At 59.2% G+C, this 12,299-nt stretch carries 9 protein-coding genes; all 9 read left to right on the forward strand.

The genetic code is table 11. The annotated features are described in order from the left end of the window. Positions 1 to 10 precede the first annotated feature (10 nt). The 9 genes from rnhB (at position 11) to ispD (ending at position 12,142) form a co-directional block, all read left to right on the forward strand. Positions 11 to 637, forward strand: a complete 627-nt coding sequence (gene rnhB, locus ACA068_RS06530; RefSeq protein WP_497310545.1) for a ribonuclease HII — start codon at positions 11 to 13, stop codon at positions 635 to 637. Between the two features lie 76 nt (positions 638 to 713). After that, positions 714 to 4,235 (forward strand): DNA polymerase III subunit alpha, encoded by a 3,522-nt coding sequence (gene dnaE, locus ACA068_RS06535; protein ID WP_497308524.1) that lies wholly within the window; start codon positions 714 to 716, stop codon positions 4,233 to 4,235. 140 nt (positions 4,236 to 4,375) lie between these two features. After that, positions 4,376 to 5,323, forward strand: coding sequence for an acetyl-CoA carboxylase carboxyltransferase subunit alpha (locus ACA068_RS06540; RefSeq protein WP_010462799.1), 948 nt, complete (start codon positions 4,376 to 4,378; stop codon positions 5,321 to 5,323). A 133-nt stretch (positions 5,324 to 5,456) separates the two neighbouring features. Next, positions 5,457 to 6,785 (forward strand): tRNA lysidine(34) synthetase TilS, encoded by a 1,329-nt coding sequence (gene tilS / locus ACA068_RS06545; protein ID WP_497308526.1) that lies wholly within the window; start codon positions 5,457 to 5,459, stop codon positions 6,783 to 6,785. 274 nt (positions 6,786 to 7,059) lie between these two features. Next, positions 7,060 to 8,691, forward strand: a complete 1,632-nt coding sequence (pyrG, locus tag ACA068_RS06550) for a CTP synthase (protein ID WP_497308528.1) — start codon at positions 7,060 to 7,062, stop codon at positions 8,689 to 8,691. 5 nt (positions 8,692 to 8,696) lie between these two features. Then, a complete protein-coding gene (gene kdsA, locus ACA068_RS06555; RefSeq protein WP_421139262.1) occupies positions 8,697 to 9,542 on the forward strand; it encodes a 3-deoxy-8-phosphooctulonate synthase in 846 nt (281 codons plus the stop codon). Positions 9,543 to 9,698: 156 nt separating this feature from the next. Continuing rightward, positions 9,699 to 10,988, forward strand: coding sequence for a phosphopyruvate hydratase (gene eno, locus ACA068_RS06560; RefSeq protein ID WP_497308531.1), 1,290 nt, complete (start codon positions 9,699 to 9,701; stop codon positions 10,986 to 10,988). A 171-nt stretch (positions 10,989 to 11,159) separates the two neighbouring features. Beyond that, positions 11,160 to 11,438 carry a cell division protein FtsB gene (gene ftsB, locus ACA068_RS06565; RefSeq protein ID WP_008028992.1) on the forward strand — a complete coding sequence of 93 codons (279 nt, stop codon included), beginning with the start codon at positions 11,160 to 11,162 and terminating at the stop codon, positions 11,436 to 11,438. Continuing rightward, positions 11,435 to 12,142 carry a 2-C-methyl-D-erythritol 4-phosphate cytidylyltransferase gene (gene ispD / locus ACA068_RS06570; RefSeq protein ID WP_497308533.1) on the forward strand — a complete coding sequence of 236 codons (708 nt, stop codon included), beginning with the start codon at positions 11,435 to 11,437 and terminating at the stop codon, positions 12,140 to 12,142. The genes ftsB and ispD overlap by 4 nt, the downstream gene beginning before the upstream one ends. Positions 12,143 to 12,299: the final 157 nt, after the last annotated feature.

The following is a 12,299-nucleotide window of genomic DNA, read 5'->3' on the forward strand; positions in this document are numbered from 1 at the left end:
TAAGACAAACATGCAAATGGGGCTGGATTTCACCTTGGTCGCTGAAGTGGAAGACTTGGTTGCCGGTGTTGACGAAGTCGGTCGCGGTCCGCTCTGCGGTGCCGTGGTCACGGCTGCAGTGATCCTCGATCCGAACCGTCCGATCCTGGGCCTGAACGACTCGAAAAAGCTCACCGAAGCCCGCCGCGAAAAGCTCTACGACGAAATCTGCGAAAAAGCCCTGAGCTGGTGCATCGCCCGGGCCGAAGTCGAAGAAATCGACGAGCTGAATATTCTGCATGCCACCATGCTGGCCATGCAGCGCGCGATCGAAGGGCTGCACATCCAGCCGAAACTGGCGATGATCGACGGCAACCGCTGCCCGAAACTGTCCATGCGCGCCGAAGCGGTGGTGCAGGGTGACGGCAAGGTGCCGGCCATCGCTGCGGCATCGATTCTGGCCAAGGTCAGCCGTGACCGTGAAATGGCCGCTTTCGAACTGATTTACCCGGGTTACGGGATCGGCGGCCACAAAGGCTACCCGACTCCCGTTCATCTGGAAGCCCTGGCCCGATTGGGGCCAACGCCGATTCACCGCCGCTCATTCGCCCCGGTGCGCCTGGCTTACGAGGCTCGCGCAAACCTGATCGAGAGTTAGTCGCAAGGCTGATGTTTTTACCAAGGCCCGGTACAATCCGGGCCTTGTTGTCTTCACGTTCACAGACAGGATCACTATGCCGGCTTCATTCGTTCACCTACGCCTGCACACTGAATATTCCCTGGTCGACGGTCTGGTGCGGATCAAACCGCTGGTCAAGACCCTGGTCGGCATGAACATGCCTGCCGTTGCGGTCACCGACCAGAACAACATGTGTTCCCTGGTCAAATTCTATAAAGCCGCCATGGGCGCAGGCATCAAGCCGATCTGCGGTGCCGACCTGTGGTTGTCGAACAAGGACCCGGACAACGCCCTGAGCCGGATCAGCCTGCTGGCGATGAACGCTGTCGGCTATCGCAATCTCACCGAACTGATTTCCCGCGGCTTCATCGACGGCCAGCGCAATGGCTCGGTCATCATCGAGCGCGAGTGGGTGGCCGAAGCCAGCGAAGGCTTGATCATGTTGTCGGCGGCCAAAGAGGGCGAGATTGGCCTGGCCATGCTCAGTGGTAATCCGGCAGAAGCGGAAAACCTCGCGCGCGAATGGATGGCCGTGTTCCCGGATCGATTCTATCTGGAGATCCAGCGCACCAACCGCCCCAACGACGAAGAGCAGTTGCACGGCGCTGTGGCCCTGGCCGAAAAAATCGGTGCTCCGCTGGTCGCCACCAACGACGTGCGTTTCATCAAGCAGGAAGACTTTGCCGCTCACGAAACCCGCGTCTGCATTGGTGAGGGCCGCGCCCTCGACGATCCGCGGCGTTCGAAGAATTACAGCGATCAGCAATACCTCAAAAGCGCCGAGGAAATGGCCGAGCTGTTCAGCGACATCCCCGAGGCGCTGGCCAACACCGTCGAGATCGCCAAGCGCTGCAACATCGAAGTGAAGCTGGGTACTCACTTCCTGCCCAACTTCCCGATCCCAGATGGCATGACCATCGATGAATATTTCCGTAAGGTCTCGTTCGATGGTCTGGAAGAGCGCCTCAGCGTTCTGCTGCCCCGAGACACCACCGAAGACTACGAAACCAAGCGTCAGGTCTACGTCGACCGGTTGAATTTCGAACTGGATATCATCATCCAGATGGGCTTCCCCGGTTACTTTCTGATCGTTATGGACTTTATCCAGTGGGCCAAGAGCAACGGCGTGCCCGTGGGGCCTGGCCGGGGGTCGGGTGCCGGGTCCTTGGTGGCCTATGTGCAGAAGATCACCGACCTCGATCCGCTGGAATATGACCTGCTGTTCGAACGTTTCCTTAACCCGGAACGGGTTTCCATGCCCGACTTCGACGTCGACTTCTGCATGGACGGTCGCGACCGCGTGATCGACTACGTGGCCGAGAAATACGGCCGCAATGCGGTGAGCCAGATCATCACCTTCGGTTCCATGGCGGCCAAGGCTGTGGTCCGTGACGTGGCGCGGGTGCAGGGCAAGTCCTACGGTTTGGCGGATCGTCTGTCGAAGATGATTCCGTTCGAAGTCGGCATGACCCTGGAAAAGGCCTACGAACAGGAAGAAATCCTCCGTGACTTCATCAAGGTCGATGAAGAAGCCGCGGAAATCTGGGAAATGGCCCGCAAGCTTGAAGGCGTTGTGCGTAACGTCGGCAAGCACGCGGGTGGTGTGGTTATCGCGCCGACCAAGCTGACTGACTTCTCGCCGATTTACTGCGATGAGGCCGGTGATGGTCTGGTCACCCAGTTCGATAAGGATGACGTTGAGGCGGCGGGTCTGGTGAAGTTCGACTTCCTCGGTCTGCGGACCCTGACGGTCATCGACTGGGCGCTGAAAACCATCAACCGCGACCGTGCCAAGGTCGATGAGCCGCCGCTGGATATCGCGTTCATCCCGCTGGATGACAAGCCGACTTACCAGTTGCTGCAAAAAGCCGAAACCACCGCAGTGTTCCAGCTTGAGTCGCGCGGCATGAAAGAGCTGATTAAAAAGCTCAAGCCCGACTGCCTGGAAGACTTGATCGCACTGGTGGCTCTGTTCCGTCCGGGCCCGCTGCAATCGGGCATGGTGGACGACTTCATCAACCGTAAGCACGGTCGCGCCGAACTGGCGTACCCGCACTCGGACTATCAGTACGAAGGCCTCAAGCCCGTATTGGCACCGACTTACGGCATCATCCTGTATCAAGAACAGGTGATGCAGATTGCCCAGGTCATGGCCGGTTACACCCTCGGCGGTGCGGACATGCTGCGTCGAGCCATGGGTAAGAAAAAGCCCGAAGAAATGGCCAAGCAGCGCGGCGGTTTCATTGAAGGTTGCACCGCTAACAATATCGACCCGGACCTGTCCGGTAACATTTTCGACCTGGTAGAAAAATTCGCCGGTTACGGCTTCAACAAATCCCACTCCGCCGCCTATGGCCTGGTGTCGTACCAGACCGCTTGGCTGAAAACGCACTACCCGGCGCCGTTCATGGCTGCGGTACTGTCAGCGGATATGCACAACACCGACAAGGTCGTGACCTTGATCGAAGAAATTCGCACCATGAAGCTGCGTCTCGACGCGCCGGATGTGAATACTTCGGAGTTCAAGTTCACGGTGAATGACGAAGGCCGAATTATTTACGGCCTCGGTGCGATCAAAGGTGTGGGTGAAGGTCCGGTCGAAGCCATCACCGAGGCGCGTCAGAACGGTCCGTTCAAGGACCTGTTCGATTTCTGCGCCCGTGTCGACCTCAAACGAATCAACAAACGCACACTGGATGGTTTGATCCGCAGCGGTGCGCTGGATCGTCTGGGGCCTTACTTCCATGACGAGCAGAAAGCCTATCAGGCCAATATCGACCGCAACCGAGCGGTCTTGCTGAACGCCATGGAAGGGGCGATCAAGGCCGCCGAACAAACCGCACGCACCCACGACAGTGGTCACGCCGACTTGTTTGGCGGACTGTTCGTCGAGGCAGACGCCGATGTCTACGCCAATCACCGCAAGGCCAAGGAGCTGACCCTCAAGGAACGCCTGAAAGGGGAGAAAGACACCCTGGGCCTGTACCTGACCGGTCACCCGATTGACGAATACGAAGGCGAGATTCGCCGTTTTGCCCGCCAGCGCATCATCGACCTTAAGCCGGCTCGTGATACGCAAACCGTCGCGGGCATGATCATCGCCTTGCGGGTGATGAAGAACAAAAAGGGCGACAAGATGGGTTTCATCACCCTCGATGACCGCTCCGGGCGGATCGAAGCCTCGTTGTTTGCCGAGGCTTTCCATTCGGCGCAATCGCTGTTGCAGACGGACGCGATGGTGGTGGTCGAAGGCGAAGTCAGCAATGACGACTTCTCCGGTGGCCTGCGGCTGCGGGTCAAGCGGGTGATGAGCATGGAAGATGCGCGCACCAACCTCGCCGAAAGCTTGCGCCTGAAGCTGCAGACCAAGGATTTGAAGGGCGATCAGCTACGCTGGCTGGGTGAGTTGTTCAAGCGTCACCGCGGCGCGTGCCCGATCACCATGGAGTACACGAGCCCCGATGCGAAGGCTTTGCTGCAGTTTGGCGAGACCTGGCGGATCGACCCGGCGGATGCGTTGATTCAAGCCTTGCGTGACCAGTTCGGGCGAGACAACGTCTTCCTCCAATACCGTTGACGGTCGGGGGCTATCCGTAGGCCCCGATCTCGACCAGCATTTTTAATCTCGACCTGAACGCGCCTGTCCCTTAAGGTAGGGCGCGAATAGACAACCGGCCGGCCCAAGCTCTCTTGGATGTCGACCCAAGACGGACGCCTATGAACCCGAATTTTCTAGATTTCGAACAGCCGATCGCCGACCTGCAAGCCAAGATCGAAGAGTTGCGCTTGGTCGGTAACGACAATTCGCTGAATATCGGCGATGAGATCTCCCGCCTGCAGGACAAAAGCAGCACGCTGACCGAAGACATCTTCGGCAAGCTGACCAGCTGGCAGATCGCACGTCTCGCGCGTCACCCGAAACGTCCGTATACCCTGGACTACATCGAACACATCTTCACCGAGTTCGACGAACTGCACGGCGACCGTCACTTCTCCGACGACGCTGCGATCGTGGGCGGTATCGCCCGTCTGGACGATCAGCCGGTGATGATCATCGGCCACCAGAAAGGCCGTGAAGTGCGCGAGAAAGTTCGCCGCAACTTCGGCATGCCGCGTCCGGAAGGCTACCGCAAGGCGTGCCGCCTGATGGAAATGGCCGAACGTTTCAAAATGCCGATCCTGACTTTCATCGACACCCCGGGCGCTTACCCTGGCATCGACGCTGAAGAGCGCAACCAGAGCGAAGCGATTGCCTGGAACCTGCGCGTCATGGCCCGCCTGAAAACCCCAATCATTGCCACCGTGATCGGTGAAGGTGGTTCCGGTGGCGCTCTGGCGATCGGCGTTTGCGATCAGCTGAACATGCTGCAGTACTCGACCTACGCGGTGATCTCGCCGGAAGGTTGCGCCTCGATTCTGTGGAAAACCGCCGAGAAAGCCCCGGACGCCGCTGAAGCCATGGGCATCACCGCCGAGCGCCTGAAAGGCCTGGGCATCGTCGACAAAGTGATCGGCGAGCCATTGGGCGGCGCGCACCGCGATCCTGCGGCGGCGGCGGCTTCGATCCGTGCCGAGCTCAGCTCGCAACTGGCGATGCTGAAGAAGTTCGATAACGAGGCGCTGCTGGCCCGTCGTTACGAGCGTCTGATGAGCTACGGTCTCTGATCTGACCGCGCTTCACCCATGTGGGAGCGAGCCTGCTCGCGAAAGCGGTATAACAGCCAACCGATTAGTTGAATGTTAGACCGCCATCGCGAGCAGGCTCGCTCCCACATTTGTTTTGTGTGGAGTGATCGATATGAGTCAGCCCATGATTGATCTGTCTACCAGGCTTCTGCTGAGTCTCGCGCCATGGCGCACCGCCAATACCTGGCGCATCGCCTTCTCCGGCGGGCTCGACTCCACTGTCCTGCTGCACCTTCTCGCCCACCTCGCAAAAACCCAATCCCTGCCAGCGCTCAGCGCCCTCCATGTCCACCATGGCCTTCAGGCTGCGGCCGATGCGTGGCCGGCACATTGCCAATCCGTCTGTGATGCCCTGGGCGTGCCGCTACAGGTGGTTCGCGTTCAGGTTCAGCCCGGCGCCAGCCTTGAGCGTGCCGCCCGGGATGCGCGCTATGGCGCGTTCATTGAGGCCACTCAAGCGAACGAACTGCTACTCACCGCGCAGCACCGCGACGATCAGGCGGAAACCCTGCTGTTTCGGCTGTTGCGCGGGGCAGGAGTGAGGGGCTTGTCGGGCATGCCTCGCGAGCGCGTCCTGGGTCGCGGGCATCTTCTGCGCCCGTTGCTCGATGTCACGCGCGCCGAGCTTGAGGCTTATGCGGCCGAGCATCAGTTGAGCTGGATCGAGGACCCTTCAAACCAGGACCGCCATTTCTCGCGCAATTACCTGCGCCATCAAGTGTTCCCGGTATTGACCGAGCGCTGGCCGCAAGCGATGACGACCATGGCCCGCAGCGCCGCGCATCTGAGCGAAGCGCAGGGGTTGCTCGATGACCTGGCGCAAATCGATCTGGTCAGCGCGAGCACCGTCAGCGATTTCGATTGGCTGGGGTTACCGTCCCTGGAGTTGGCGCCGCTGGCAAAACTTTCTGCCGCGCGCCAGCGCAACGCAGTGAGTCACTGGCTCACAGCGTTGACGCGGTTGCCGGATAGCGACCATTGGTCGGGTTGGGATGATTTGCGCGATGCCACGGTTGATGCCCGTCCAATCTGGCGATTGGCGGAGGGCGAATTACATCGGGCGGGTGGGCGTATCTGGTGGCTTTCGGGCTGCTGGCTGCGCATTCCGCCCTCCGCCAGCGTCTGGGCTGACCCCTCGACTGCGCTGGCATTGCCGGAAAATGGCGTGCTCACCTTCACCGGCCAAATCCCCGCTGGCCCGCTGCAGATCCGCTATCGTGAAGGAGGCGAGGTCATGAGTCTGTCTGGTCGCGGGCACCGGGATCTCAAGCGTTTGCTCAACGAACGCGGTATTCCAGGCTTCGTCCGTGGCAGATTGCCGCTGGTCTATCGCGCCGGAGAATTGCTGGCGGTGGCTAATGTGCGGGGCTTGAGTGGCAGTGAGCACTGGGGCTGGCATTTGCATTGGCAGCCACCTTGCGAAGATCAAGGTTTGAGCTGAAAGGGGCTTTCCGGTAGACTACGCTCCCTTCTTGATACAACTTCTGTGGATTCGCCTGAATTGCAGGAGTTGCCGATTACCAAGCAGTCTTTGCTGGGCGATTCCAAAAAATGTGTAGCGAGCAACGTACCGGTGTTCCATCTGCCGGTCTGTCCCAACGCGGCGGTTTTTTTGAAAGGTGCACTGTGATTAATGCAGGTGATCGGGGGCTTCGGCCTTCCTTCGCTTTCCCCGGCGGCTCGGACCGCTTTAACGCAGACTTCTAGGGTTTTTCATGACGCGCTACATATTCGTCACGGGCGGTGTTGTTTCTTCATTGGGGAAAGGCATCGCATCGGCTTCATTGGCGGCCATCCTGGAGGCGCGGGGACTTAAGGTCACCATGCTGAAGCTGGACCCGTACATCAACGTTGACCCGGGCACCATGAGCCCGTTCCAGCACGGTGAAGTGTTCGTCACCCACGACGGCGCCGAGACCGACCTGGACCTGGGCCACTACGAGCGGTTCATCCGCACGACCATGACCCAGAACAACAACTTCACTACCGGCCGTGTCTATGAACACGTCCTGCGCAAAGAGCGTCGTGGTGACTACCTGGGTGCAACCATCCAGGTCATCCCGCACATCACCGACGAAATCAAGCGCCGCATCATCAAGGGCGCCGGCGATGCCGACGTGGCGATGGTCGAGATCGGTGGCACCGTGGGTGACATCGAGTCGCAACCGTTCCTCGAAGCGATCCGTCAATTGCGTTTCGAAGTCGGCGCCAAGCGCGCGATGCTGATGCACCTGACGCTGGTGCCGTACATCGCTACTGCCGGCGAAACCAAAACCAAGCCAACCCAGCACTCGGTCAAGGAACTGCGTTCCATCGGCCTGCAGCCAGACGTGCTGGTGTGTCGTTCCGATCACCCGATCGACATCTCTTCGCGTCGCAAGATCGCGCAGTTCACCAACGTTGAAGAACGTGCGGTGATCGCGCTGGAAGACGCCGACACCATCTACAAGATCCCGGGCATCCTTCACTCCCAGGGCCTGGACGATTTCGTCGTCGAGCGTTTCGGCCTGCAATGCGGCAGCGCCGATCTGTCCGAGTGGGAAGCCGTGGTTGACGCCAAGCTGAACCCGGAACACGAAGTCACCATCGCGATGGTCGGCAAGTACATGGAACTGCTGGACGCCTACAAGTCGCTGATCGAAGCGATGAGTCACGCCGGCATCAGCAACCGCACCAAGGTCAACCTGCGCTACATCGATTCCGAAGACATCGAAAACCAGGGCACCGCGCTGCTGGAAGGTGTCGACGCGATCCTCGTACCGGGCGGCTTCGGTCTGCGCGGCGTGGAAGGCAAGATCACCGCCGTTCAATACGCTCGTGAAAACAAGGTTCCATACCTCGGCATCTGCCTGGGCATGCAAGTGGCCGTGATCGAGTTCGCTCGTAACGTGCTGGGCTGGAAAGACGCCAACTCCACCGAGTTCGATCGCGCCAGCGGTCACCCGGTCGTGGGGCTGATCACCGAGTGGGAAGATGCCACCGGCGCGGTTGAAACCCGTACTGAATCGTCCGACCTGGGCGGCACCATGCGCCTCGGCGCTCAGGATTGCCTGCTGGAACCGGGTTCCCTGGTGCACGATTGCTACGCCAAGGACGTGATCGTCGAACGTCACCGTCATCGCTACGAAGTGAACAACAACCTGCTGCCGCAAATCATCGAAGCCGGCCTGAAAATCTCCGGTCGCTCCGGTGATGGCGCGCTGGTAGAAGTGGTTGAAGCCCCGGATCATCCATGGTTCGTCGCTTGCCAGTTCCACCCTGAGTTCACCTCGACACCTCGCGACGGTCACCCGTTGTTCAGCGGTTTCGTTAAAGCAGCTTTGGTTCAACACCAGAAGAAGGCGTAAATCCGATGGCGCAGAAGATCATCCGTGTAGGCGATATCGAGATTGCCAACGACAAGCCAATGGTGCTTTTCGGTGGCATGAACGTGCTGGAAAGCCGCGACATGGCGATGCAGGTCTGCGAAGAATACGTAAAGGTCACCGAGAAACTCGGTATCCCTTACGTGTTCAAGGCCAGCTTCGACAAGGCCAACCGTTCCTCCGTGACCTCTTACCGTGGCCCCGGCCTGGAAGAGGGCATGCGGATTTTCCAGGACATCAAGCAAGCCTTCGGCGTGCCGATCATCACCGACGTCCACGAGCCTGAGCAGGCCGCGGTCGTCGCTGAAGTCTGCGACATCATCCAGCTGCCGGCCTTCCTGTCGCGCCAGACCGACCTCGTGGTCGCGATGGCCAAGACCGGCGCGGTGATCAACATCAAGAAAGCCCAGTTCCTCGCCCCGCATGAGATGAAACACATCCTGAGCAAGTGCGTGGAAGCGGGTAACGATCAGTTGATCCTCTGCGAACGCGGTTCGAGCTTTGGCTACAACAACCTGGTCGTCGACATGCTCGGCTTCGGCATCATGAAGCAGTTCGAATACCCGGTGTTCTTCGACGTGACCCACGCGCTGCAAATGCCCGGCGGTCGCTCCGATTCCGCCGGCGGTCGTCGCGCCCAGGTCACTGACCTGGCCAAGGCTGGCATGAGTCAGTCGCTGGCCGGTCTGTTCCTCGAAGCCCACCCGGACCCGGACAACGCCAAGTGCGACGGCCCTTGTGCCTTGCGCCTGGACAAACTGGAGCCATTCCTGGCCCAGCTCAAAGCCCTGGACGAACTGGTGAAGAGTTTTCCGACGGTAGAAACCGCGTAAACCTCATTTCTCCGGTAAAGTACCGCACGATTTGTTGCTCAGGCCCTCGGGCCTGAGCCTTATCGTCCGCAAGTCTGCCCGCTGCACACCACTTGCCGACGGTAAAAGATTTCCTCTAGCTGCGTCGTTTTCGTCAACTTTGGAGTGTTTACAACAATGGCAAAAATCGTCGACATCAAAGGTCGTGAAGTTCTCGACTCCCGTGGCAATCCCACCGTGGAAGCGGACGTGCTTCTCGATAACGGCATCATCGGCAGCGCTTGCGCGCCGTCCGGTGCTTCCACTGGCTCGCGTGAAGCACTCGAGCTGCGTGATGGCGACAAGAGCCGTTACCTGGGCAAGGGCGTTCTGAAGGCCGTGGCCAACATCAACGGTCCGATCCGTGAGCTGTTGAAAGGCATGGACCCAAGCGACCAGAAAGCGCTGGATCACGCGATGATCAAGCTCGACGGTACCGAAAACAAAGGCTCCCTGGGCGCTAACGCGATCCTCGCCGTTTCCCTGGCCGCGGCCAAGGCTGCAGCACAGGACCAGGACCTGCCGCTGTACGCTCACATCGCCAACCTGAACGGCACCCCGGGTGTCTACTCGATGCCGGTTCCGATGATGAACATCATCAACGGTGGCGAGCACGCCGATAACAACGTCGACATCCAGGAATTCATGGTTCAGCCGGTTGGCGCCAAGTCTTTCTCGGAAGGTCTGCGCATGGGTACCGAGATTTTCCATCACCTCAAAGCCGTCCTGAAGGCCCGTGGCCTGAGCACTGCCGTGGGTGACGAAGGTGGTTTTGCACCGAACCTGGCTTCCAACGAAGACGCTTTGAAAGTGATCTCCGAGGCCGTGGCCAACGCCGGTTACAAGCTGGGCACCGACGTGACACTGGCACTGGATTGCGCGGCCAGCGAGTTCTACGAAGACGGTAAATACAACCTGTCCGGCGAAGGCCAGGTGTTCACCGCTGAAGGTTTCGCCGACTACCTGAAAGGCCTGACCGAGCGTTATCCGATCATCTCGATCGAAGACGGCCTGGACGAGTCCGACTGGGCTGGCTGGAAAATCCTCACCGACAAGATCGGCGAGAAGACCCAGCTGGTAGGCGACGACCTGTTCGTGACCAACACCAAGATCCTGAAAGAAGGCATCGATAAAAAGATCGCCAACTCGATCCTGATCAAGTTCAACCAGATCGGTACCCTGACCGAAACCCTGGAAGCCATCCAGATGGCCAAGGCCGCTGGTTACACCGCCGTGATCTCGCACCGCTCCGGCGAAACCGAAGATTCGACCATTGCCGATCTGGCGGTGGGCACCTCGGCTGGCCAGATCAAGACCGGCTCCCTGTGCCGTTCGGACCGCGTGTCCAAGTACAACCAACTGCTGCGTATCGAAGAGCAGTTGAACGGCAAAGCCAAGTACAACGGTCGCAGCGAATTCCGCGGTTAATCGTTAACTGGTAAAAAGACACCGGATTGTGTCGGAAAAATCGCTACAGCGATGGATTTGCCACTAATCTGATGCCTTATAAGCACAAGCCTGGGTCTTCCAGGCTTCGTGCTATCAGAAGCTTCAAAGTTTTGGCATGGCTGTCTTTTTTCACTGGATACCTGATATTCGATGCGCAGTCCCAATTGGTTGTTCCTCGTCTTGCTCTTGCTGCTGGCTGGCCTGCAATACCGCCTGTGGGTGGGTAATGGCAGTCTGGCGCAAGTGGCCGAGTTGACTCAGCAGATCGCAGATCAACACGCTGAGAACGAAGGGTTGCTGGAACGCAATCGGGTCATGGACGCTGAAGTCAGTGAGTTGAAAAAAGGCATGGAGACCGTTGAAGAGCGGGCTCGCCATGAGCTGGGCATGGTCAAGGACGGTGAAACCCTTTACCAGTTGGCCCAATGATCCAGTCGTTACCGGCCTTCTGGGCCGTGATTCCTGCCGCGGGCGTCGGTGCCCGTATGGCCGCGGACCGTCCCAAGCAATACTTGCAACTGGGCGGGCGCACTATTCTCGAACACAGCCTTGGCTGTTTCCTTGATCATCCTGCCCTGAAGGGGTTGGTGGTCAGTCTTGCTGTAGATGATCCTTACTGGCCGAACCTGGCGTGTGCTACCGATCCGCGTATTCAGCGGGTCGAGGGCGGCGACGAGCGTTCCGGGTCGGTGCTCAATGCCTTGCTTCATCTGCACGCTCAAGGTGCTGACGATGAAGACTGGGTGCTGGTTCACGACGCCGCACGGCCGAATCTGGCACGTGATGATCTTGATAAGTTGTTGAGTGAGTTGGCGGACGATCCAGTGGGCGGGCTGCTGGCAGTTCCTGCCCGCGATACGCTCAAACGGGTCGACAAGCACGGTCGTGTGGTTGAAACCGTGGATCGCAGCGTGATCTGGCAGGCGTACACGCCGCAGATGTTTCGCCTCGGCGCGTTGCATCGGGCGTTGGCGGACAGTCTGGTTGCGGATGCCTTGGTGACTGATGAAGCTTCGGCCATGGAGTGGGCAGGTTTGGCGCCGCGTCTGATTGAAGGGCGATCCGATAATCTCAAAGTTACTCGGCCTGAAGACCTTGAGTGGTTGCGGCAGCGCTGGGCTAATCGCCGCTAAGCCTTTTCGTGTTCATACGGGCCACCGAGTCGCGCCCTTCGCGAGCAAACCCGCTCCCACACGAGATCTCGGTCGGTTACATGTTTGGTGGTATGACGCTGAACCAATGTGGGAGCGGGCTTGCTCGCGAAAGCGGTGGTCCAGTCAACGAATTTAT

The sequence above is a fragment of the Pseudomonas sp. LBUM1660 genome (assembly GCF_059695935.1).

Bases quoted from the DNA above. Each gene is read 5' to 3' on its own strand.
- rnhB (WP_497310545.1), top strand. From the start codon at position 11: ATGCAAATGGGGCTGGATTTCACCTTGGTCGCTGAAGTGGAAGACTTG.
- dnaE (WP_497308524.1), top strand. From the start codon at position 714: ATGCCGGCTTCATTCGTTCACCTACGCCTGCACACTGAATATTCCCTG.
- ACA068_RS06540 (WP_010462799.1), top strand. From the start codon at position 4,376: ATGAACCCGAATTTTCTAGATTTCGAACAGCCGATCGCCGACCTGCAA.
- tilS (WP_497308526.1), top strand. From the start codon at position 5,457: ATGAGTCAGCCCATGATTGATCTGTCTACCAGGCTTCTGCTGAGTCTC.
- pyrG (WP_497308528.1), top strand. From the start codon at position 7,060: ATGACGCGCTACATATTCGTCACGGGCGGTGTTGTTTCTTCATTGGGG.
- kdsA (WP_421139262.1), top strand. From the start codon at position 8,697: ATGGCGCAGAAGATCATCCGTGTAGGCGATATCGAGATTGCCAACGAC.
- eno (WP_497308531.1), top strand. From the start codon at position 9,699: ATGGCAAAAATCGTCGACATCAAAGGTCGTGAAGTTCTCGACTCCCGT.
- ftsB (WP_008028992.1), top strand. From the start codon at position 11,160: ATGCGCAGTCCCAATTGGTTGTTCCTCGTCTTGCTCTTGCTGCTGGCT.
- ispD (WP_497308533.1), top strand. From the start codon at position 11,435: ATGATCCAGTCGTTACCGGCCTTCTGGGCCGTGATTCCTGCCGCGGGC.